Genomic DNA, 25313 nt, shown 5'->3' with positions numbered 1-25313 from the left:
TTACTTAAAAGGTACTTCGATAGGAGCTTCCCCGAATCTGCTCATTGGGAATTCCGTAGCATTCCAACTATCGTACTTAGAGATATGCATTAATAATTCATGGTCGGAATTAGTGCCATCCTCAATATAAGCAACCGGTGCACCGGCTGAGAAATCCCAGCGAGCCAATAATCCTTCCGGATTGACTTCTTCAAGATTCCATGCGTTAGCCTTTAACTGTTCTTCCGTACGACAAACATACCATATACGTGCTTCGAGTATAGCACCATCAAGGAAACGTCTATTGTCACTAGCTTTTCCGATAGATACTCTTCCACCATCATTGCCTGCACAAAGGTCTATCTCAGAGTAATCTATATCCGTTTTATGAGTATCAGTCCACTGAAGTTGTTTACCATTAATATAAAGCTTGTACTTTTCATTATAGTCATCTTTTCCTTTCGAACAATCCACAACCAAGGCTATATGCGTCCATGCTCCAAGTTCGAAAGCTCCATGTCCTGTTCTAAGTTTAAGTTTATCACTTATACCGACAAGTTCCATCTGTCTGCCCTTATTGTTTTCCCAATCGCCACCACGAAGAATGAAATAGCCTTCCTTACCTATGAAAGTCTGTAACCAGTTCGTTCCATCAATACGAGTTACCAACTCCCAGGTCATCTTTTTCAATTTGAAATCATTAGTAGCAGCCTTGATGCTTTCTAATCCATCACCGGTCATCTCACCAAAGTGAGTCCAAACTGCATAATCTCTGCCTAAATTCATATACCAACGCTTTTCCGGCGCTATTACTACATGAATAGGTTGGGATATCTGTTTCTTGGCATCGATTAAAGTAAACGAAGTTTCTCCTGCCTTTCTTCCGGTAACAGTCACGATATTACCATAAACTTCCAGACGAATTATTTTCGAGTCACCAGCATCGTGAATCTGATATTCTCCATTCCCTGTAAGAATCTTCACTTGCCGAGAACCTTGATTAGCATTAATCAACACACCCTTTTCATCAGCATCAGTCGTTATCTGCTTAGGAGCAATCACATTCAGATTGACAAAAGCTTCTTTTCCTTTCCGATCTGTTATCTTAACTTCTGCATTTCCCTGTGCGATACCTTTCACTATAAATGATTCCGAATCTTCAAGTGTAGACTGATCGACCTCAATACAATTATTTTCGTCGACCACTTCCAATGAATAACCTCCATTTCCTGTATAGATTTTGACTATAGCCTCATCTGCGCCTTCCACTTGCGAATAAAGTGTAAATAATGTCTTATTCAGTTTCAATTCGAACTCTGCTGCCGTATTAACCAAAATTTTAGCACGTTGGTAGTATTTATCTCTCACATACACTACTCCCTGAGCATTATTTTGCCCTTCTACAGCTGTCAGTGTCACCAGATCGCCATTCACTTCCGCCGTTACCACTTCTTCGTTTGCCGAAGTTACCACATATTCGCCATTACCTGACGTTATTTTTACAGTTCTGGTATCCCCCTGTGCAATACTGATTTCACTGGCGTCAACTTTCAATTCCACCAGGTCTTGGGGTATCTCATTATTTTTGTTATCGTTATCATCGCTACATGCACAAAGACAAAGCAATGACGCGAAAACGAAATATTTCATTACTTTCATATATATATTATAACTAAGGTAAATTACTCTTCTACATCTACATTAGGATATTCCACTCTCAACACATCTCTTGACATAGAGAAAGATCCTTCGAATGTCATTCGCAAATCTTCACTCTGAGTTTTATCCAGATACTCATAAGCAAGCTCAACGGTGGTAATCTCAGTATAATATCGCTGGTCGTTATAATTATAAGTATATTTACGACTGAGTTTACTATTATACGACTTAAACTCTAAGCTACCTACCTCACTTGATAATGTAATACCTCCCCATTCATCGCGCTTTATTTCAACCACATAGTTCAAATAGTCTGGGGTATTTGCACGAGTTTTCTCACCAACAAACATATAGCAAATATCATTGTTAATTGCATAAAGCTGTGTACTGGTAATCTCAGTCGTATATGTAGTTCCTTGCTGCGTAATAATACCTTTTCCACTATACGTACCAGAATAATCATTTTTAAACCCGATATGTGCCAGCACTTTGGTATATTTGTTCTGCCCCATAGGTTCACCAGTCGAAGAAGTGATGCGAAGTGGAAGTACATAATCATCATACAAGCTTCCTAATTCCTCTATCTTGTTCAAATCGATTTTAATAGCAGCCGTCGCATTCAGCTCCCCACTCGGAATAGTCCATGAGTCTGCATCAAATGTATAAGTACCTGCCGGCAATATCTTATAGTATAAGTCCGACTGATTTTTATATTTCTCCCAATTATATTTCTGTAATGTATCAGGGTCTATCTCCATGGTCAGACAAATGTCCTTGTCATTAGCAGAAGTGCCATTCACACCAAAATAAATCGGAAGTATAGTCGTATTATCCTCAGCCACTTCTAAAGCATAATCTTGCCATCCATTGTGGACAATATACGAGTTCTTCTGAAACAATTCGTCTTCCAGTCCGTCACATGAGGAGATTCCTAACATCATCGAAATCAGCAGGCATCCCACGATTCCATATATATATCTTTTTTGTTTCATAACATGCTAAATTTAGTAAGTATTACCATCCGGGATTCTGTGTCATATTTACATTGCGTTTCAGTTCATAAGTGGGGAAAGGCCACAAATACATCCTTTGTTCAAACACCTTATGCACCGAAGTGATAATAGTCGGCTTGTAAAAATCAGCTACACGCTTTTCGTCATCACTGATATTTATGTTGCATCCTTGCAACAACTGGTTTTCTTCTGTCATCGCGTCTTTCCAACGTCGTAAATCAAAATAACGCATACTGTTTTCTCCCAATAACTCAATCTGACGCTCTCTCTTCAGTTTCACACGGAAATCATTCGGATTATTATAGGTCTCATCAGTATAGTCAGGTACTCCGGCACGCATACGGATACGCTTTATAGCATACCGCATTTCATCGACATTACGCTGAATTTCAACATCAGCTCCTGTATAAGTCGTCAGATGATATACTTGTCCGGAAGTCAGCTCATTCAAAGCTTCAGCATAAATCAACAGTATTTCACCATAACGTATTGTCATCTCTGTCTTATCAACGAGATATCCGCCTTCCGTTCTCGAATCTTCCGAATTATAAAACTTCTTTAAAGTAATTCCCGTCAAAGGGCATTCTTCCTTAAATCCCTGCTTACCATCGTTCAAACCACGATAATAAAATATTTGTTTATCACGATAATCGGACTCGGAAGCACTGGAAGCTTCCCAAACTGATCCGTTATAAGCAATCGATGCGTAGAAACGAGGTTCACGATTATTATACATCAGATTAACTTTAGCCGGTAAGAATGGATTTTCTGCGGCATAAGCCTGTGTTGTAAAACCTTCTGTCACATAGTCATTCGTACTAGCAGCCTCTGTAATTGAACGTCCATCATTCATTGCATAAGCATTGACTTGCTTTTGTGTAACTGCCAAACGATTATTTCCTCTCAATGTTTTAGGAGTCGACTGATACGCCCAGTCATTAATATGCGCAGTTCCTTCCCTTGTTCTAGTAAATATCAACTCAGGATTTTTCGATCCAAGTATCGTACCATCAAAAATTGATTTATAAGAAAGCAACGGATCGACATCTGCCCAACCTTCCGGATAGTTCTTGTCCGAATAAAGTTCATTATAAGGTGGACGCTGAGAAGGTAAAACCGTAGCTTTCGGAGCTATAACATAAAGTTCATACAAATTGCTCGCCTTAGCCAATTCAATCACATCCTTAGCTGCAGCTGCCGCTTTCGCCCATTTAGTCTCATCATAAGTTTGAGATACCAATTGATTTCCATAGCAATCTTTCACATCAAAAAAGTCGATATTTCCATTGAAAAGCGGACTGGCAGCATAAAGCAAAACTCTGGCACGAAGCCCTAATGCAGCACCACGGGTGGGACGTCCCAAATTGTTGACTGTCCTTTTGATTGGCAGCGAGCGGGCAGTCTCAGCCAATTCTGCGTCTATAAAATCAACCACATTATCAAAAGGTTCACGGGGTAATGACAGTTCCTCATAGGAAAGATTCACATCCAACCCTTCTGTCGGGATTAAAGGCACCGGGCCATAAACACGTATTAATGCCCAGTAACAATAAGCGCGTAGGAAACGTGCCTGTCCCTTCAAATCCGTTTTTTCATCCATCGTCAATTCCGGACAACGATCTACATTATCTATAAAAGTAGACGCTTTACGGATTCCCTCATAATATTTCCACAAGCGTGAGTTCTTTCTATCATCATCACTAAGCTGATGGTCGGCACTGTAATTTCCTTCCACATACTCTTTCATATCCGGATGATAAAGATCATCGCTTGCCCAGCGAAACGGTTCGCGATACTCACCAATATTATCCATTACACTATATGCACTTGACAGCCATCCTTCTACATACACCCGCTTGGAAAAAGCAGAATCTAATGATACCTGATCATAAAAATATTTATCCACATTGATATAATCGGTACATGCAGTAAATAAAAACGTACCTAAGGACAACAATATGGTATATAATAATTTCTTCATAATTCGACATTTTAAAATTAAAAGCTAAATTGGAGATAGCATGAGAATGTTTTATTGATTGGGTAGTTACTTCCATCTTCTCTAGTTCCTTCCGGATCCCACCATTTGAATGGAGCCCAAGTCAATAAGTTCTGTCCGATAAATCCAATACGTAAGTTGTTTACATAGAATTTCCGTGTCCATAACTGAGGAAAATCATAAGATAGTTCTACATTTCTCAAACGCAGATATTTTCTGTCGTGCAACCAGAATGTAGAAGCCCGATTATTCATATTATTATTGCCATACGTCAAACGTGGCCAATCGGCATTCGGATTTTCCGTAGCTTCTGTTCCCGAAATTTCTTTTGGAATCCAACGATTCCCCTCTACCATAACTTGCAGAATATTACCGGTACGACCATCATGGAAAGCATGCGGTCCGTTACCTCCCACAAAAAAGTCACATTTTCCTGTTCCCTGTAATAACATACTGAGATTCCAGTTTTTCCAGTTTGCACTCAGACCAATACCATATTGAAGTCCTGGTTGCTGTCTGTATCCCAAAGGCACAATGTCATCATCATTAATGATTCCGTCTCCGTTTACATCCTTGTACTTTATATCACCCGGAAGGACTGCTTTATTTGCCAATCCTGCCTGTGATGGACTACGGTCTATATCTTCCTGATCCTTAAACAGTCCCAAGGCAATAAAACCGCGACTTTGATTCAACTGAAAACCTTTATCCATTTTATACCACAACTCATTAGCAGCCTCATCCTTATCAAGGATATCAGTAGTCTGATAAGTAAAATTAGCTCGGAGTTGTAGATTTACCTGACCTATTTGCTGAGTGAAAGCTATATTACCATCCCATCCGAAAGATTTCATTTTACCCACATTTGCCATTGGAGTCTGGTCAGCAAGTCCGGTCGTTAATGGCATTTGGTTACGCTGCATAAAAATATCATCACGTTTATCCACAAAATAGTCTACAGCTCCTGTGAATTTCCCATTGAGAACGCTGAAATCAACTCCTATATCATACTTTTTGGCTACCTCCCATGTCAAATTCGGAGTTCCTAAAGTTTTAATACGATAAGCTTGTACTCTATTAGTTCTAAATTCACCAAAATAATAAGAACCTCCATCATCCGTACTTACCAAAGAAATATAGGGAAAACGACGCCCTTGCAATTCATCATTACCCACCTCACCATAAGAAGCTCTGATTTTGAACATATCCAACCAAGGAGCGGCCTTCTTTATAAACGATTCTTCCGAAACGACCCATCCGGCAGATACGGCAGGGAAAAAGCCAAATTGTTTACCACTCTCAAAGTTTTCCGAACCAGTATATCCCCAGTTAAATTCAGCCATGTATCTATCTTTAAAAGCATACGTAAAGCGGCCAGAATAAGCTAAATTACGGTGTGGTATCGACCCTATCAAATCACTCTCATCAAAGTTTATATCTGAAGTTTCCTGTTGATAAACCATGGCAAACGCACCAACACGATGTTTCTGTGCAAACAGTCGACTATAATCTAATGACGCTTGCAAATAATAGCGTTTGTCCCCACTCACCTCTTTTCTTTGACTCATTGCGGAAGCATTCTGCAATCTTTTCAAAACCAACTGGCCTTTCTCATCCCGATAGGACTCTGCTTCCCAAAGTTCTTCTTCCTTAGAACGAACTATCGTATTTTTGTTATATGTATCAAATGCAAAGACCCCGGAGAATTTCAACCCCTCTGTAATAAACTTTAAGTCTTGTTCCAAAGCCACACTAGTTTCAATCTTATTCTCCCAAATGGTGCGGTACCCCGTTTGCGTCATCCGATATTCTGGAGTTTTTGCCCCATTCACACTTGCCCACTGACCAGAAGACCATTTACGCGGTGACGAAAGCGGAGTAAAAGCAGCAAAAGATTCCCAAATATCTCCCGAACTGCTAGAAGGAGAATTGCGATTTACCAGCCATCCACCGACATTTACTTTCAAAACAGTTGTACGAGTCAGATTCATATCTACATTAGCGCGATAGTTATAACGTTCGTATGTAGAATTTGTATTATATTTATTTTCTGAACTGGAAGTTCGATAACGTCCGTCTTCACTTGTATATTGCCCCGATACGAAATAACGTACATTATCACTACCTCCTGAAAAACTTATATTCGCATAATAACTCGGTGCGCCACTTTTCAACATCAAATCTCTCCAGTCTATATTCGGATATAAATCTGAATCGAGCCCGTGTTGAATAATAGACATTTCTTCGTCAGTATATAATGGAGACTCATAACGTCCTACTCTCGCTTCATTTGCTAAACGCGCCCAATCATAAGCACTGGCATATTCAGGCACTTTTACAGGAGTATTCCAGTTGAAGCCTGCCTTCACATTTATCTTTACTTTTCCTTTTTCGCCGCGCTTGGTAGTAATCAGAACCACTCCATTTGCACCACGCTGTCCGTAAATAGCAGTAGCCGACGCATCTTTCAAAACAGAAAATGATTCAATATCTTCTACCGGAATCTCATTAAAGCTACGTTCAACACCATCTACGAGAATCAAAGCACCCGATTTTGCACCAAACGTACTCATACCACGAATCCAAAACTCAGACATATTTTCACCCGGTTCACCGCTACTCTGCATAGCTATAATACCAGGTACAACACCAGCTAACGCATTGGAAAGATTAGCACCCGGAGCATTCAGCTGTTTGATATCAACATTAGTAATAGCTCCTGTCAGTGTCTTCTTTTTCTGAACACCGCTAGATGTTATCACAACCTCATCGATCTTTGTATTATCTTCTACAATCTTTATCTTTAAATTGTTTCGATCTTTAATGGATAATACAGGAATCTCAACTGTCTGGTAACCAATGAAAGTCACCTGAATCACATCATAGGGCCCCACTTTAATAGAAAACTCTCCATCAAGATTAGTAACCGTACCCACACCCGGCTGATTTTTAGCAATAATCGACGCACCGGCAACAGGACCAAGATTATCTTCTACTACACCCTTGATTACAAATTCTTGCTTGTTCGTTTGTGCCCATGCAGTATTCGGCACAAACAGCATTACCATCAAGAGTAATACGATATATTTTTGAATATTATTCATGGATAATTCTTTTAATAAATTATTTATTCTACTGTCACACGACGAATGACATGGTTATCACGGTCAGCCACATATATTGAGTTATCCGGATACACCGTTACACATTCCGGCTGATTGAATTTTGCCTCTTCTGGCAGTCCGTCTCCAAAACCACTTTGCTCCGGTCGCCCGGCATATAAAGTAGCAGAACCTGCAGGAGTAATTTTCCGAATGATATGGTTATTACGTTCAGGTACAAACATATTGCCATCCTCATCAAATGCCATTTGTTCCGGCTTGTTCAAACGCACAGTAGCTCCTGTCCCATTTACATAACCACTCTCGTCCCATGCTCCGACAAAAAGAACCGGTACACCGAAAGTACGAGTAGAAGCATCATAAGGAACCTGATAGATACAATGACGATTACACACCGCTACATAAAGAATAGTACCTTCGGAGTTAAAAGTCATGCGGGTTTCTATTTCCATTGCATTGTTTATTCTGAAAAGAGGAGTGAAATCCTCATACTCCGGACCATCATAACGATAGATATAACCAGTTCCTTTATTGCAAAAGAATACTTCTCCTGTTTTCGGATGTACGGCAAGCCCTGTAGTTCCGACTTTCTTTGCTCTACAAAGTCCTCTTACATCCACAAAACCACCTTCTCGTGTCACATAAATAATGTTGAAGTCTGTTTTCGTATTTTCCTCATCTGTATATGAATACTGAGAAATATACAGTGTATCCTGATCCGGACTGAAAGCCAAACATGTAGGCGATTGGAACGGACCGCTAGAACACTGCACCAATGTTTCCACTTCACCGTTACGAGCACGGCGCAAAGCACCATTCTGTGTCTGACCACGACCTTCATCTACAAAAAATACCGTTCCGTCTTTATCAGTCAGCAAGAACCACGTCCTTTGCAGCTTAGAATTAGCATAGCTACCATCTTCACGGCCATTCATACCGTGTTGTCCCACCATAGTCGTCACATTACGTTTAAACTGATAACGGAATTTTGTCTCAGAAGCATACTCTTCTATATTATCGTCTTTACCTATAAACAGACGAACATAGCCTGTATCTGCACGTGCAGGGACAATGGCATAGATTACCTCATCGTCCATTCCTACAATAGCCGCTTCCTTATTATTAACAGTAACTTTCACATAATTGGGATCCGAACCAAAATTCTTTCCGCGGATAATCAATTGGGTGCCAATACCACCACTGTCAGGAGAGAAACTTTCAAACACTGATGGTGCATTCAAATCAGGAGGAAAAGTTTTACTTTGATTTATTGGGGTCAAATCATTGTTACACCCCCAAAATACAGACATCCCTATAAATAAAGATAATCCGATTTCAAGCTTGCGCTTCTTTAATAATTCAAGTTTCATAAGTTATTAAATTTAATTCAAACAAAAAAAATAAAAGATAAAGGAAAACACTACATACAAAAAGATAAGATGAGTGGAGGAGGATCGTGTGGTTGATTCATAGTTCTCAAGATATTTAGTTATACAAATTATATATTCTTGCTTTTCTAATGCAGCAGCAAAATTAGTATGTTTGCCAGATTTCTTATATTTCGACCATTATCTTTTGCTTCACACGGCAGGGATATTTACTATTTTGGCATGATTTGATAATATTTCTACCTCAATTAAAGAATCAAAATCCTCGCCAATAAAACAGAGATTAAATCAACAGGAATGATGAAAAGGCATTATGCCTCATATTTACCTTTCTGGCACCAACGTTTACTACAGACGTTTCAGGCTTTTCACCCTTCCTTTCCAACAGAACAGGAGACATATTATCATCCGGTCTACTTCCGGACTTCCTCCAAGTTTTTCATTCGGAATTCTTTTGGCGTACATCCATACTTTTCACGAAATACTTTAAAGAAAGTAACCTTATTTGAGAAGCCCGATTCAAAGACTATTTCATCAATCGTCTTTTGGGTCTTCAACAATAAATCCTTGGCCACATGCAAACGACACTCCTTTATCAAAATCGTAGGACTTTCTTCACCAATTTCTTCCATTTTCCGGTAAAGGCTGCGGACACTGATTGCCAAATGATCGGCTATAAAACGAGGAGTCAGTTCTTTTTCCTGAATATGGTCATTGATTATCTTCAAAACAGATTGCTGGAATTTCTTTGATTCTTTATGTGTCAGTTTTCCGTCCGTTTTTTCAAAAGAACTGATCGCTGAACTGAAATAGTCTTTCAGCACTTCCTTACGCTCTAGCATCTGGCAGACGGAAATGCGAAGATATTCCGCATTAAACGGTTTGGTGATATACATCTCTGCCCCTGCAGAAAGTGCAGCCATCTGCTGCTCCATTTCATGCCGTCCGGATACCATGATAATAGGAATGTGAGCCGTTTCTTTCACTGATTTAATTCGCTTCGTCAGTTCAATGCCTCCAATTCCCGGCATCATGACATCACAGATAATCACATTGGGATAGACTTCATTCATGACCTGTTCAATCCGCTCCGGATCTTGCAAAGTAACCACATTGAAATCGTTAGAGAAGATTTCACCAATGAACCACAACATTTCCAGTTCATCATCGATAACCAGTAGCGTTGGCCTCATCTTGTCAAATTCATAGTGAGGAAGTTTCAAGGCAAGTTGCGACTCTATCTTAGGGATATACTCCGAAGTTATTCGTTTAGAAGATGATACACCAGTGCTCACTTTCAATGGAGGTAATGACAACGTAAACAAAACCCAGCCGTCAGGAGTATTTTCCACTTTCAACGTTCCATTCAGCAGTTGGGCCATATTGTAAGAGATAGCAAGCCCCAGACCATTGCGGGAGAAGTTCTTTTCATCCTGATTTTCAAAGCTATCCAAAATAGCATAACGGTTGAATACATACTGGAAGTCTTCTTCCTTGATTGTACTTCCCTCATTGGCAACCCGGAGGACCAGCAGGTTTTCATCATTGGTATCCACTTCTATTTTAATACTTTTCCCATCCGGGGTGTATTTGAAAGCATTGGATATCAGATTGATAATAATGGTATTCAGAAAACCTTTGTCTGAGTTCCAGGAAACTTGCTCCGGTATCTTACTCAAGAAAGTGATATTTCGGGATTTAGCCATATCAACAAAGATCTTTGCCGTATTTTTCATTAAAGAAGATACATTCAAAGTCTCTATACGCACTTCCCGATTCCCCGTTTCGATACGGCGGAACTCGATCAGTTCGTGAATCAAGTTATTCAAGCGTTCCGCATTCGTCTGAATCATCTGAACGTAATCAATGACAAATTTGCTGAGTCCTTTCGATGACAGAATACGCCCGCAAGGACCATAGATAAGGGTCAATGGAGTACAAAATTCATGAGCTATGTTAGTGAAGAAACGAAGTTTCGACTCAAATACATTCTTTTGATGGCGCTGCTCTATTTCATTGAGCAGTTCCTGCTTTTTCCGCTTAGTACGGAGGATAAATGAGCGTACCAGCAGAGTGACCATCAGCAGCAGACATAAAGTATAAATAAGATATGCCCACCAAGAAGCATACCACGGGTCACCTATCCGGATTAACAAAGAATAGACATCACTCTCTTTATCAAATACACTATTGTAGTATTTCACCAATAAGGTATATTCGCCGGGAGCCATATTCGTAAAGGAGACAGAACTTTCTTTTCCATTATTGATCCATTGGTCACTCAAGCCTTTTAACTTATAGGAATAGGTACAGTTATTTCCGGTCAAGTAATCGACAGAAGTGAATGAAACTGCAAAGAAGTTCTGGTCATATTTCAGGTTCAACACTTCATTCTCCTTTTCCCGGGTGATGAATTCTCCCAGATTGTATTGTTCTCCAAAGATAGAGAGTTTATCAAAATAAATGGGAGGCATATAAAGCTGTTCGGGACGTCCGTCTGCCTGAATGGCTACAAATCCGTTGATTCCTCCAAAGAACAAGGTGCCTGTTTGCGGATCTCTGTAAGAAGCACCATCACTAAATTCAACAACTTTAAGCCCGTCACCAAAACCATAAGAACGGAATACATCTCTTTTGGTATCAAAATTAATCAAGCCTTGATTTGTACTCAGCCAGAAGTTATCAGGTGAGTGCCTCAGAATGGCATGAATAGTACTATTCAGAAAACCGTCTTTCGCATTAAACAGTTTATAAGAGTTTTCTGAAGTATACTTGATTACTCCATAAGTAGTACCGATCAAATAATTGTTTGCGTCATCTTTAACAATGGGCACTACCTTGTTCAGATTCATATTCTCATACTTATGAGTGGTCAACGGCTCCAATCCATTACTGATTTCATTGAAACGAAATACTCCAGACCCCATATTGCCGAATAGTAACCCCAAGCTGTCTCCTTTGCAAATGGTAAAGAAACAATTGGAACCGAACTCTCCGGCATTAGCCACATAGCGCTGCATATTTTCAAGAACCGGATGGTCCGGTGTGCCTCCGATACGCGCTCTTACTATTCCCATTCCCACACTAGCCAACCACAATTCCGAATCTTCCGTTTCATAAATATCATGTATATATTTAATCTCCTCGTTATCAATCCAGAGAGGAATTTTCTTAATACGTCGTTCACGATACGAATAAAAATTCAATCCTTCCTCATCACCAATCCATAGTAAGTTACGGTTACTTCCCTTGATACAATAGACCGCATTGCTACCCAAACCACTGTTAGATATTGTCAAGACCTCCGAACGGCAGTCTGAAATATCCTTATCTACCTCATAATCATAGATCTTAAGTATACCATTTCCTTTAGTGCCGATCCAGAAAGTACGTTCTTTGTCAAGCAACAGCGCACGCACGGGACGCTCTATCTTTTCGGTATAGTTACTCAACACAACCGACTTTATAGAATAAAGAGGATTCGAATAAAGATAAACACCCTGCCCATCTGTAGCTATCCAGATAAGATCCTGAAAGCGATCTTTCACCAAGCTGAACACTCCGCTGTTTATAGGTAACGGCTGAATCTGATATTCATTGCTGCCTTTTGGCTTTTCCAATATCAGAACACCATCGATCATTAATCCGACAAAGAAGCTATCATGATATTTAATAATCGTGGAAATTCTGTCATGTGCCTGTATTTTCGTCCCCAAATTAACAACAAACTCTTTCTGCTTGCTTTCAATATAAAATGTATAAAGATTGTATTCCTTATCTACATAATAGATAGTCCCGTCATCATGAGTACAATAAATCAACGGTGTGTGGTGTTCCAAACCACTTTTTTGTGACGTCAACGTAATATTACCAGTAACGGAATCCTGCTGAAGATCGTAACACCGATTATACCCTCTCATTATTACCCACATGCGATTATTATTATCAAAGAAGAAAGTAATAACATCTGAAATCGGAATACCAGCAACATTGATTTTTTTAAAGACCCCTTCCTTTTTATGAAAATAGTAAACGCAGTCGCTATCCTTAATAATAAATAAGGTACCATGATTATCCTTATTCATCGGAAACAGTTTCTGAAATTCATAAAAACGTGTAATAGAATTCGTTTTACGGTCAAGACGAATCAAACTATAATAAGTCTGAAACCAATAAGTATCGTCACCGGTATAGATAATATTATCAATTTGATTGCCGGACAAGTAACCTTCCTTGTCACAGATCTTAAACTCTTCGACCGCCCGGCCATCATAGACATTGAGTCCATCACAAGTGCCAATCCACATCAGTCCTTTGTCGTCCTGGCACAGCGAAGTTATAGCACTGTTAGACATATATTCTTTGTCAGCAACCTGTTTCAGATTATAGGCGCCGGCTGTATTCATCAGTATATTAAGGCAGCAGAAGAAAAGTAAAATACAATGTTTTTTCATGGCATAGAATCCTTAGATTTGCAATATGACAAAGGTAAACAAAAAAACTATCCAGCACTTTTTTGGCGCAGAATATATGTAAAAATGCGTGCCAGTTTGGTTAATTACAGCGCCACGGAGCGATTTAGTATTTCCACTTCCTGCAGATGCATTCCTTTTCTCTCTATTTTCGTCACAGAAACTAATTTTATACATAAATTCATTTGTTCATGAAAACACATCTTTCATTTAAACACCTGTTATTTATTGGGGGTGCGGTGCTGTACAGCATGCATATTTCTGCCGTCAAGAATCCGGTAGACTATGTCAGTACGCTGGTAGGAACGCAATCCAAGTTTGAGTTATCGACCGGAAATACATATCCGGCTACGGCATTGCCGTGGGGAATGAACTTCTGGACACCGCAAACCGGCAAAATGGGCGACGGCTGGGCATACACTTACAATGCCGACAAAATCCGTGGCTTCAAACAAACACACCAGCCTAGTCCGTGGATGAACGATTATGGTCAGTTTGCCATCATGCCAATCACCGGCGGACTCGTATTCGACCAAGACCAACGTGCCAGTTGGTTCTCGCACAAAGCGGAAGTTGCCAAACCTTATTATTATAAGGTGTATCTCGCAGACCACGACGTTACTACGGAACTTGTACCCACGGAGCGTGCCGTTATGTTCCGTTTCACGTATCCGGAAACCAAGAATGCTTATGTCATTCTCGATGCATTCGATAAAGGTTCGTATGTAAAGGTGATTCCGGAAGAGAACAAAATCATCGGTTATTCCACCAGGAATAGCGGCGGGGTGCCGGAGAACTTCAAGAATTATTTTGTCATCAAGTTCGACAAGCCGTTTACCTTTACTTCCGGTGTAAAAGAGAATAACATCCTCCCGAACGAAACAGAAGTTGAGGGCAATCATACCGGAGCAATCATCGGATTCGCCACGAAGAAAGGAGAAATCGTTCATGCCCGTGTAGCTTCTTCCTTTATCAGCTACGAACAGGCGGAACTGAATCTCAAAGAATTGGGCAACAACAGCTTCGACCAGTTAGTCACTAAAGGAAAAGATATCTGGAACCGTGAAATGAGCAAAGTTGATGTAGAAGATGACAATATCGACAACCTGCGTACTTTCTATTCATGCTTGTATCGTTCCATGCTGTTCCCACGCAGTTTCTATGAAATAGATGCCAAAGGTCAAGTAGTGCACTACAGCCCTTACAATGGCAAAGTACTGCCCGGCTATATGTTCACAGATACCGGTTTCTGGGATACTTTCCGTTGCCTGTTCCCGTTCCTGAACCTGATGTATCCGTCTATGAACCAGAAGATGCAGGAAGGTCTGGTCAATGCTTATAAAGAAAGCGGCTTCCTACCGGAATGGGCAAGTCCCGGACACCGTGACTGCATGGTGGGCAACAACTCCGCTTCTGTTGTAGCCGACGCCTATATAAAAGGGCTCCGCGGATATGACATCGAAACGCTTTGGGAAGCATTGAAACACGATGCAAACGCCCATCTTCGCGGCACCGCCTCCGGACGTGTAGCTTACGAAGCATACAACCAACTGGGGTATGTCCCCAACAATATCGGTGTAGGTCAGAATGTTGCCCGCACGCTGGAATATGCTTACAACGACTGGACTATCTACACATTAGGAAAGAAACTGGGCAAACCGGCAAGCGAAATCGATATCTTCAAGCAACGTGCCCTCAACTACAAGAACGTTTACCAACCGGAACGCAAACTGATGGTAGGTAAGGACGACAAGGGGGTATTCAACCCGAAATTTGATGCAGTAGACTGGAGCGGTGAGTTCTGCGAAGGTAACAGCTGGCACTGGAGTTTCTGCGTATTCCACGATCCGGAAGGCTTAATCAATCTGATGGGAGGCAAGAAAGAGTTCAATACTATGATGGATTCCGTCTTTATCATTCCGGGTAAACTAGGCATGGAAAGCCGTGGCATGATTCATGAAATGCGCGAAATGCAAGTAATGAACATGGGGCAATACGCTCATGGCAATCAGCCCATCCAGCACATGGTTTACCTTTACAACTATTCGGGAGAACCCTGGAAAGCTCAATACTGGGTACGCGAAATCATGGATAAGCTGTATACAGCAGGTCCCGACGGATACTGCGGCGACGAAGACAACGGTCAGACTTCTGCCTGGTATGTCTTCTCGGCTTTAGGATTCTACACCGTTTGTCCGGGAACAGATCAATATATTCTGGGAACTCCTCTTTTCAAGTCAGCCAAACTGCATCTGGAAAATGGGAAAACCGTCACCATTAAAGCGAACAGCAATAGCGCCGACAACCGTTATGTGAAGGATATGAAGGTAAATGGCAAAACATTCACACGCAATTACCTGACACACGACCAATTGTTGAAGGGTGCGAATATCCAGTACCAGATGAGTCCGACTCCGAACAAACAACGGGGAACGACTGAAAAAGATATTCCCTATTCCCTCTCATTTGAATAAAATGTCGTATTTTTGGATGCTTTAAAGAATGATCTAATCCAAACAAACTAAAGAAAACATGAAACTAAGAAACCTTTTATTTATCGTCCTTGCGGCCATAGTCTTCTGCAACTGCCAGAGCTATCAGCCTACTTCGCTTACAGTTGCCTCCTACAACCTGAGAAATGCCAATGGTTCCGACTCCGCCCGCGGAAACGGTTGGGGACAGCGTTATCCGGTGATTGCCCAGATTGTGCAATACCATGACTTCGATATTTTCGGCACACAGGAATGTTTCCTTCACCAATTGAAAGATATGAAAGAAGCTCTCCCCGGTTATGACTATATCGGCGTAGGACGCGATGACGGTAAAGATAAAGGTGAACACTCTGCTATCTTCTACCGCACTGACAAATTCGATATCGTAGAGAAAGGAGATTTCTGGTTGTCGGAAACTCCGGATGTCCCGAGCAAAGGCTGGGATGCCGTATTGCCTCGTATTTGCAGCTGGGGACATTTCAAATGCAAAGATACCGGTTTTGAGTTCCTGTTCTTCAATCTCCACATGGACCATATCGGCAAGAAAGCCCGTGTGGAGAGCGCTTTCCTCGTACAGGAAAAGATGAAGGAGCTGGGAAGAGGCAAAAATCTGCCGGCCATCCTGACGGGTGACTTCAATGTCGACCAGACTCACCAGTCATACGATGCATTTGTCAGCAAAGGAGTACTTTGTGATTCTTATGAGAAATGTGACTACCGATATGCGACCAACGGTACTTTCAACAATTTCGATCCGAACAGTTTTACCGAAAGCCGCATCGACCATATCTTCGTTTCCCCTTCTTTCCACGTCAAGAGATACGGTGTGCTGACAGATACCTATCGGAGTGTACGGGAAAACAGTAAAAAGGAGGACGTGAGAGATTGTCCGGAGGAAATCACAATTAAGGCTTATGAAGCACGTACGCCATCCGACCACTTCCCTGTAAAAGTGGAACTGGAGTTTGACCAACGTCAGCAAAAATAAACCCGAATACTTCATTTTATAATCTGATACTGATATGAGAAATATATGTTTTGTAGCCTGCATGTTCTTGTGCCTTGTTTCCGCTTCCGGAAAAACGGCTAAGAATCATCCCTTCGTATCCATTGCCGACTCCATTCTCGACAATGTCCTGAATTTATATCAGACGGAGGACGGACTGCTTACCGAAACATATCCCGTGAATCCCGACCAGAAAATCACTTATCTGGCGGGTGGAGCCCAACAGAACGGAACGCTGAAAGCCTCCTTCCTGTGGCCCTATTCCGGAATGATGTCCGGTTGCGTGGCCATGTACCAGGCCACCGGAGACAAAAAGTACAAGAAGATACTGGAAAAGCGCATCCTGCCCGGACTGGAACAGTACTGGGACGGGGAACGCCTTCCGGCATGCTATCAGTCATATCCCGCCAAATACGGCCAGCATGGACGCTACTACGATGACAACATCTGGATTGCACTGGATTATTGTGATTATTATCGTCTCACCCACAAAGCCGACTATCTGAAAAAAGCCATCGCACTGTACGAATACATCTACAGCGGATGGAGCGACGAACTCGGCGGAGGAATCTTCTGGTGTGAACAGCAGAAAGAAGCGAAGCATACCTGTTCCAATGCTCCGTCAACGGTACTCGGTGTCAAGCTATACCGCCTGACAAAGGACAAAAAATATCTGGACAAAGCAAAGGAAACTTACGCATGGACCAGAAAGAACTTATGTGATCCCACCGATTTCCTTTACTGGGACAATATCAACCTGAAAGGAAGCGTCTCTAAAGATAAATATGCCTACAACAGTGGACAGATGATTCAGGCAGGCGTATTGCTATACGAGGAAACAGGAGACGAACAATACTTGCGCGATGCCCAGAAGACAGCCGCAGGGACCGATGCCTTTTTCCGTTCGAAAGCCGATAAGAAAGATCCGTCAGTCAAGGTACACAAAGACATGTCATGGTTTAATGTGATTTTGTTCAGAGGCTTCAAGGCGCTGGAGAAGATTGACCACAACCCGACTTATGTCAATGCGATGGCGGAGAATGCTCTCCATGCATGGAGAAATTACCGGGATGCCAACGGATTGCTGGGAAGAGACTGGTCGGGACATAACGAGGAACCTTACAAATGGCTGCTGGATAATGCCTGCCTGATCGAGTTATTCGCCGAGATCGAGAAATGAAACTTTGATTATTAACCATTACATGAATTAAAGAAAACAATCACCATGAATATAACCAAAACACTTTGCCTTTGCGCGGCACTTTCGGGCGCTGCCGGCATACAAGCAATGGAAAACTGCGAACTTGTCACCAAACAAGACAACACGCGGGTCAACACTTATCAGACCAACCGCCCCGAAGTATCCAAACGCCTGTTCGTATCGCAGGAAGTGGAGCAACAAATTGCCCGCATCAAGCAATTACTGACGAATGCGAAACTGGCCTGGATGTTCGAAAACTGTTTCCCGAACACACTGGATACGACCGTCCATTTTGACGGAAAAGAGGATACTTTCGTATACACCGGAGACATCCACGCCATGTGGCTTCGCGATTCCGGTGCCCAGGTATGGCCGTATGTGCAGCTTGCCAATAAAGACCCCGAACTGAAAAAGATGCTGGCAGGAGTCATCAACCGCCAATTCAAATGTATCAATATCGACCCATACGCCAACGCCTTCAATATGAACTCCGAAGGAGGCGAATGGATGAGTGACCTGACGGACATGAAACCGGAACTTCACGAACGCAAATGGGAAATCGACTCCCTGTGTTATCCGATCCGTCTGGCTTACCATTACTGGAAAACAACGGGGGATGCCAGCGTCTTCTCCGACGAATGGCTGCAGGCTATTGCAAACGTACTGAAAACATTCAAGGAACAACAGCGCAAGGACGATGCGAAAGGTCCGTACAGATTCCAACGCAAAACCGAACGCGCACTCGACACCATGACCAACGACGGCTGGGGTAATCCGGTGAAACCTGTCGGACTGATCGCTTCCGCTTTCCGCCCTTCGGATGACGCTACAACCTTCCAGTTCCTCGTTCCTTCCAACTTCTTTGCCGTAACTTCTCTGCGCAAAGCAGCCGAAATACTGAACACAGTGAACAAGAAACCGGCTTTGGCCAAAGAATGTACCACATTGGCGGATGAAGTTGAAAAAGCATTGAAGAAATATGCTGTCTACAACCACCCGAAATATGGTAAAATCTATGCTTTCGAGGTAGACGGATTCGGCAACCAACTGCTGATGGATGATGCCAACGTGCCGAGCCTCATCGCTTTACCTTATCTGGGCGACGTGAAAGTGAACGATCCGATTTACCAAAATACCCGCAAGTTTGTGTGGAGCGAAGACAATCCTTATTTCTTCAAAGGCACTGCCGGAGAAGGTATCGGCGGTCCGCACATCGGATACGACATGATCTGGCCTATGAGCATTATGATGAAAGCGTTTACCAGCCAGAATGATGCAGAAATCAAGACTTGTATCAAGATGCTGATGGATACCGATGCAGGCACCGGCTTCATGCATGAATCATTCAACAAAAACGATCCGAAAAACTTTACCCGTGCATGGTTTGCATGGCAAAACACACTGTTCGGAGAACTCATCCTCAAACTGGTCAATGAAGGAAAGGCAGACTTACTGAACAGTATTCAGTAGTTTCTACCTCGCCCCTTACTTGCAAGATAACTGCTTCATACGGTGAAACCGATGGTTCCATGCATTGGAACCAATCGTTTCATTGTATGAAACAAGGAGTTTCATGCCTTTGAAACTAAAGTTTCACACCGTTGGAACTAGAGTTTCCCGCCCATGAAACTTTGGTTTCGCACCGATGAAACTTTAGTTTCGTACCGATGAAACTCTGGTATCAAGGCGAGGAAACCAACTCTTCTCGCCACAGTGACAGCAGAAATACTGTCACACTGCTATCACACCGTGCCGTCACCTCAAAACTTACACATACTCAGCCTTTTACCCTTGTTTATGTGACAGATGACAGCAAATATTTATTTTTATTTTAAATGTAGAGAGTATATATTACTCCCCCAATAATAATTTATATAATATGAAATCAACCTTTTTATTTCTAGTTGCTACAACCATGATGACCTGTACCGCTTTGGGACAGTCCTCCAACGACAAAAAGAACGTATTACCCGATTGGGCATTCGGAGGTTTTGAACGTCCGCAAGGGGCCAATCCGGTGATTTCTCCTATAGAGAGTACGAAATTCTATTGTCCGATGACACAAGATTACGTTGCATGGGAGTCCAATGACACTTTCAATCCGGCAGCTACTCTTTATAACGGCAAGATTGTTGTACTGTATCGGGCAGAAGATAAATCCGGTGTCGGCATCGGTCACCGTACCTCGCGTCTCGGATATGCCACTTCCAGTGATGGTATTCACTTCAAGCGGGAAAAGACTCCGGTATTTTATCCGGATAACGACACCCAAAAAGAGCTGGAATGGCCGGGAGGATGCGAAGACCCTCGTATTGCCGTCACAGCAGAAGGACTATACGTGATGACGTATACTCAATGGAACCGCCACATTCCACGCCTGGCAATCGCTACTTCCCGCAATCTGAAAGACTGGACGAAACACGGTCCTGCTTTTGCCAAAGCTTATGACGGCAAGTTCTTTAATTTAGGATGTAAGTCCGGCTCTATTCTGACCGAAGTTGTCGACGGGAAGCAGGTAATCAAGAAAATCGACGGAAAATACTTCATGTACTGGGGAGAGGAACATGTGTTTGCCGCTACCTCCGAAGATTTAATCAACTGGACTCCTTATGTAAATACAGACGGCTCCCTGAGAAAGTTGTTTTCTCCACGTGACGGATACTTCGACAGTCATCTGACCGAATGCGGTCCTCCGGCTATCTATACTCCGAAAGGAATTGTGCTTCTGTATAATGGTAAAAACAGTGCAAGCAGAGGTGACAAACGCTATACAGCCAATGTATATGCTGCCGGGCAAGCTCTCTTCGATGCCAATGATCCAACCCGTTTCATCACCCGTCTGGACGAACCGTTCTTCCGCCCGATGGATAGTTTCGAAAAGAGCGGCCAGTATGTAGACGGAACAGTGTTCATCGAAGGAATGGTTTATTACAAGGACAAATGGTATCTGTATTATGGTTGCGCAGACTCCAAAGTAGGTACGGCCATTTACAATCCGAAGAAACCTGCCGCCGCAGATCCGCTGCCCTAACATTTCACAGACTCTTTCTGTTTGATTGGATACGAGCCGCAAGGAATTTACAATTCAAAATGAATACGGATTGTTCATTCCTTGCAGCTCCTTTTATCATCTCTGCCACAATATGTACTTTAATTGTACAGACTGAGACGTTATCCAGTGATATACAAACAATTACGTTATACTCTAACTGATCAGCCAGTACTCTGACCTGCCAATATACATTTGCTTAAATATTGTCACGACAGAGAACAGATATCCATTTCCGAATCACTACATTTGTAAACATATTGAATAAGAACCAATTTGTAAACTACTAAACTTGTTAAAATAAACCATGATGAACAAAAAAGTAATTGCCGTAGCCCTCGCCCTTGTTTTGGCAGGAGGCGGCTATGCACAAAACGATGCCTCCGGGAAAAAGGTGAAAGCCTATATGGTGTCGGACGCCCACCTCGACACCCAGTGGAACTGGGACATCCAGACAACAATCAACGAATATGTATGGAATACCATCAGTCAGAACTTATTTCTGCTAAAGAAATATCCGGAATACATTTTCAACTTTGAAGGGGGAGTGAAATATGCCTGGATGAAAGAATACTATCCCGAGCAGTACGAAGAGATGAAGAAATTCATCGAAGAAGGACGCTGGCACATTGCCGGAAGCAGCTGGGAAGCCAGCGATGTATTGGTTCCTTCCGTCGAAGCCTCCATCCGCAACATCATGCTCGGACAGACGTACTACCGGCAAGAGTTTGGAAAAGAAGGAACGGACATCTTCCTGCCGGACTGCTTCGGATTCGGATGGACACTTCCTACCATTGCCGCACACTGCGGACTGATTGGTTTTTCTTCACAGAAACTGGACTGGCGCAATCATCCCTTTTATGGAAAAAGCAAACATCCATTTACTATCGGCCTCTGGAAGGGTATCGATGGCAAACAGGTAATGTTAGCCCACGGGTACGACTACGGACGCAGATGGAACAACGAAGACCTCTCGAAGAACAAATATCTGGAAGGATTGGCCAAACGTACTCCGCTGAATACGGTCTATCGCTACTATGGAACAGGAGATATCGGCGGTTCACCGACATTGGGTTCGGTACGTTCTGTAGAGCAAGGAATCAAGGGCGACGGACCGGTGGAAGTGATCAGCGCCACCAGCGATCAGTTGTATAAAGATTATCTGCCATTCAATAACCACCCCGAATTGCCTGTATTCGACGGAGAATTATTGATGGATGTTCACGGAACAGGTTGCTACACTTCGCAGGCAGCCATGAAGTTGTACAACCGACAAAACGAACAGCTGGGCGATGCAGCAGAAAGAGCGGCGGTCGCTGCCGAATGGTTGGGTACAGCCAGCTACCCGCAACATACACTGACGGAAGCATGGAAACGCTTCATCTTCCATCAATTCCATGATGACCTGACAGGAACGAGTATTCCCCGTGCCTATGAATTCTCATGGAACGATGAACTGATCTCTCTGAAGCAATTCTCACAAGTGCTGACTTCTTCCGTCAACGCCATTGCCGGGCAGATGGATACACGTGTGAAAGGAACGCCTGTCATTCTTTATAACGCCAATGCTTTCCCCGTATCCGACCTGACTGAGATCATCCTTGAACAACCCAAAGCTCCGAAAGGATTCACTGTATACAATGCGCAGGGCAAGAAAGTCGCTTCTCAACTGATCGGCTACGAAAACGGACGCGCTCACATATTGGTTGCAGCATCATTGCCGGCAAACGGTTATGCAGTCTACGATGTCCGCAACGGGGGATCGGAAAAGACAATAACTCCCTCACCTGCTTCTGCCATTGAAAACTCTGTTTACAAGATTACACTGGATAAAAACGGAGACATCATCTCGCTGACCGATAAACGTAACAACAAAGAACTCGTGAAAGACGGAAAAGCAATTCGTCTGGCACTCTTCACCGAAAACAAGTCGTATTCATGGCCGGCCTGGGAAATTCTGAAAGAAACGATTGATCGTGAGCCTGTCTCAATCACAGATGACGCTAAAGTCACTTTAGTGGAAAACGGAGCACTCCGGAAAGCGCTTTGTATCGAGAAGAAGTATGGCAAATCACTCTTCAAACAATATATCCGCCTCTACGAAGGCAGCCGTGCCGACCGCATAGACTTCTACAATGAAATAGACTGGCAGTCAACAAACACCTTACTGAAAGCGGAATTTCCTTTGAATATAGAAAATGAAAAGGCAACCTACGATCTGGGAATCGGCAGCGTGGAAAGAGGAAATAATGTACAGACCGCTTATGAAGTGTACGCACAGCAATGGGCAGACCTGACAGATAAAAATAACAGTTACGGCGTATCTATCCTGAACGACAGTAAATATGGATGGGATAAACCGGATCATAATACCATCCGCCTGACTCTGCTTCATACTCCCGAAACTAAAGGTAATTATGCTTATCAGGACCGTCAGGATTTTGGTTTCCATACATTTACCTATAGTATCACAGGACATGACGGAGCACTGGACAAACCTGCCACCGCCATTAAAGCGGAAATTCTGAATCAACCGATCAAAGCTTTCAGCAGTCCGAAACATGCCGGAACACTAGGCAAGGAATTCGCTTTCGTCCGTTCAAGCAATGACCGGGTTGTCATCAAAGCACTGAAAAAAGCGGAAGTATCGGATGAATATGTAGTACGCGTATATGAAACCGGAGGCGCAACTGCCCAGCAGGCAGCCATCACCTTTGCCGGTGAAATAGAGCAGGCAGTGCTTGCAGACGGTACGGAAAAAGAAATAGGAAGCGCAGACTTCAACAAAAATCAGTTGAATGTATCTATCGAACCCTACAGCATACAGACATTTAAAGTGAAACTGAAGAAGAAAGCAACTGTCCAGACTCCGCAATATGCCTGTCTGCCGCTGGATTATGACCGCAAATGCTTCAGTTGGAATGCTTTCCGCCACGAAGGAAACTTCGAGTCGGGCAACAGTTACGCAGCAGAACTTCTCCCCGACTCCATTCTGGAAGCTGATGGCATTTCTTTCCGCCTGGGAGAGAAAGAAATAGCGAATGGACTGACTTGTAAAGGCAATGTGCTTCAATTACCGACCGGACATTCATACAACCGTATCTATTTCCTGGCAGCTTCTGCCGGCGAAGATGCTACTGCGACTTTCCGTATCGGTAACAACTCGCAGGAAGTCACCGTACCTTCATACACCGGATTCATCGGCCAGTGGGAACATCTGGGACATACGGAAGGTTTCCTGAAAGATGCTGAGATTGCTTATGTCGGTACCCATCGCCATTCTGCCGATAAAGACGAAGCCTACGAGTTCACATATATGTTCAAATTTGGTATGGATATTCCTAAAGGAGCTACTACAGTCACGTTGCCGGACAACTCTTCTATCGTATTATTTGCCGCAACACTGGTCAACGAAAAGTATCCTGCCATATCTCCGGCTTCGGAATTGTTCCGCACAGCTCTGAAAGCTGGTAACGGAGAAGAAGCCACGGCTAAAACGAATCTGCTGAAACAGGCCAAGCTGATTAAATGTTCCGGTGAGACTAATGCAGACGAAGCCGCCCAATATGCCACAGACGGTGATGTAAAGACTAAATGGTGCGACACAAACACGGCTCCCAACTACATTGACTTTGACTTCGGAAAAGAACAGACGATTCGTGGATGGAAGTTAGTGAATGCCGGAAACGAAGGCAGTGTCTTCATCACCCATACTTGTTTCTTACAAGGTAAAAACAGTCCGGACGAAGAATGGAAAACAATTGATGAGCTGAGTAATAACAAGAAGAATACGGTAGTTCGCCAATTTAAGCCGACTTCAGTACGTTACGTCAGACTATTGGTAACACAGTCTACACAGAACAACAGTCTGAAGGCTGCAAGAATCTATGAATTGGAGGTATACTAATACCTCCATACCCAACCAAAAAGAGA

General features: G+C 42.8%; 11 protein-coding genes and 1 pseudogene. 6 read left to right on the top strand and 6 right to left on the bottom strand.

Translation table 11 applies throughout. The annotated features are described in order from the left end of the window. The 6 genes from HMPREF2794_RS12630 to HMPREF2794_RS12605 all read right to left on the bottom strand — a co-directional run bounded on the left by HMPREF2794_RS12630 (window position 1) and on the right by HMPREF2794_RS12605 (window position 13614). Entirely contained in the window at window positions 1–1629 is a 1629-nt protein-coding gene (locus tag HMPREF2794_RS12630) for a LamG-like jellyroll fold domain-containing protein (RefSeq protein ID WP_070751639.1), read from the bottom strand. A gap of 32 nt (window positions 1630–1661) precedes the next feature. Further along, complete coding sequence (locus HMPREF2794_RS12625) at window positions 1662–2630, bottom strand: BT_3987 domain-containing protein (protein ID WP_010536432.1); 969 nt, start codon at window positions 2628–2630, stop codon at window positions 1662–1664. A gap of 22 nt (window positions 2631–2652) precedes the next feature. Next, window positions 2653–4632 carry a RagB/SusD family nutrient uptake outer membrane protein gene (locus HMPREF2794_RS12620; RefSeq protein ID WP_070751625.1) on the bottom strand — a complete coding sequence of 660 codons (1980 nt, stop codon included), beginning with the start codon at window positions 4630–4632 and terminating at the stop codon, window positions 2653–2655. 17 nt (window positions 4633–4649) lie between these two features. After that, window positions 4650–7754, bottom strand: coding sequence for a SusC/RagA family TonB-linked outer membrane protein (locus HMPREF2794_RS12615; protein WP_055271054.1), 3105 nt, complete (start codon window positions 7752–7754; stop codon window positions 4650–4652). A gap of 23 nt (window positions 7755–7777) precedes the next feature. After that, window positions 7778–9142 carry an IPT/TIG domain-containing protein gene (locus HMPREF2794_RS12610; RefSeq protein WP_070751624.1) on the bottom strand — a complete coding sequence of 455 codons (1365 nt, stop codon included), beginning with the start codon at window positions 9140–9142 and terminating at the stop codon, window positions 7778–7780. A 431-nt stretch (window positions 9143–9573) separates the two neighbouring features. Next, window positions 9574–13614 (bottom strand): hybrid sensor histidine kinase/response regulator transcription factor, encoded by a 4041-nt coding sequence (locus tag HMPREF2794_RS12605; protein WP_070751623.1) that lies wholly within the window; start codon window positions 13612–13614, stop codon window positions 9574–9576. Window positions 13615–13823: 209 nt separating this feature from the next. On the opposite strand from HMPREF2794_RS12605, the gene HMPREF2794_RS12600 reads away from it, so the two are divergent. From HMPREF2794_RS12600 to HMPREF2794_RS12575, 6 genes and pseudogenes are all read left to right on the top strand, one after another. Then, window positions 13824–16106 (top strand): GH92 family glycosyl hydrolase, encoded by a 2283-nt coding sequence (locus HMPREF2794_RS12600; RefSeq protein ID WP_070751622.1) that lies wholly within the window; start codon window positions 13824–13826, stop codon window positions 16104–16106. 58 nt (window positions 16107–16164) lie between these two features. After that, window positions 16165–17112, top strand: coding sequence for an endonuclease/exonuclease/phosphatase family protein (locus HMPREF2794_RS12595; protein WP_055271056.1), 948 nt, complete (start codon window positions 16165–16167; stop codon window positions 17110–17112). Between the two features lie 34 nt (window positions 17113–17146). After that, the gene (locus tag HMPREF2794_RS12590; RefSeq protein ID WP_070751621.1) at window positions 17147–18310 is read left to right on the top strand and encodes a glycoside hydrolase family 76 protein; all 1164 of its coding nucleotides are present in this window, start codon (window positions 17147–17149) and stop codon (window positions 18308–18310) included. A gap of 168 nt (window positions 18311–18478) precedes the next feature. Continuing rightward, window positions 18479–19801 (top strand): annotated as a pseudogene (locus tag HMPREF2794_RS12585) (glycoside hydrolase family 125 protein); the annotation flags it as partial. A gap of 409 nt (window positions 19802–20210) precedes the next feature. After that, window positions 20211–21362 (top strand): glycoside hydrolase family 130 protein, encoded by a 1152-nt coding sequence (locus tag HMPREF2794_RS12580; RefSeq protein ID WP_010536423.1) that lies wholly within the window; start codon window positions 20211–20213, stop codon window positions 21360–21362. A 328-nt stretch (window positions 21363–21690) separates the two neighbouring features. Then, window positions 21691–25287, top strand: coding sequence for a glycoside hydrolase family 38 N-terminal domain-containing protein (locus HMPREF2794_RS12575; RefSeq protein WP_022301019.1), 3597 nt, complete (start codon window positions 21691–21693; stop codon window positions 25285–25287). The last annotated feature ends 26 nt before the right edge of the window (window positions 25288–25313 follow it).

Source organism: Bacteroides sp. HMSC067B03 (assembly GCF_001811315.1).
In the GTDB taxonomy this organism is placed as follows: domain Bacteria; phylum Bacteroidota; class Bacteroidia; order Bacteroidales; family Bacteroidaceae; genus Bacteroides; species Bacteroides faecis.
This window is presented reverse-complemented; position numbering and strand designations above follow the sequence as displayed.

Excerpts from the sequence above, each read along its gene's own strand:
- HMPREF2794_RS12580 (WP_010536423.1), top strand. The coding sequence starts at position 20,211 with ATGAAATCAACCTTTTTATTTCTAGTTGCTACAACCATGATGACCTGT.
- HMPREF2794_RS12625 (WP_010536432.1), bottom strand. The coding sequence starts at position 2,630 with ATGAAACAAAAAAGATATATATATGGAATCGTGGGATGCCTGCTGATT.
- HMPREF2794_RS12590 (WP_070751621.1), top strand. The coding sequence starts at position 17,147 with ATGAGAAATATATGTTTTGTAGCCTGCATGTTCTTGTGCCTTGTTTCC.
- HMPREF2794_RS12575 (WP_022301019.1), top strand. The coding sequence starts at position 21,691 with ATGAACAAAAAAGTAATTGCCGTAGCCCTCGCCCTTGTTTTGGCAGGA.
- HMPREF2794_RS12615 (WP_055271054.1), bottom strand. The coding sequence starts at position 7,754 with ATGAATAATATTCAAAAATATATCGTATTACTCTTGATGGTAATGCTG.
- HMPREF2794_RS12600 (WP_070751622.1), top strand. The coding sequence starts at position 13,824 with ATGAAAACACATCTTTCATTTAAACACCTGTTATTTATTGGGGGTGCG.
- HMPREF2794_RS12605 (WP_070751623.1), bottom strand. The coding sequence starts at position 13,614 with ATGAAAAAACATTGTATTTTACTTTTCTTCTGCTGCCTTAATATACTG.
- HMPREF2794_RS12595 (WP_055271056.1), top strand. The coding sequence starts at position 16,165 with ATGAAACTAAGAAACCTTTTATTTATCGTCCTTGCGGCCATAGTCTTC.
- HMPREF2794_RS12610 (WP_070751624.1), bottom strand. The coding sequence starts at position 9,142 with ATGAAACTTGAATTATTAAAGAAGCGCAAGCTTGAAATCGGATTATCT.
- HMPREF2794_RS12630 (WP_070751639.1), bottom strand. The coding sequence starts at position 1,629 with ATGAAATATTTCGTTTTCGCGTCATTGCTTTGTCTTTGTGCATGTAGC.
- HMPREF2794_RS12620 (WP_070751625.1), bottom strand. The coding sequence starts at position 4,632 with ATGAAGAAATTATTATATACCATATTGTTGTCCTTAGGTACGTTTTTA.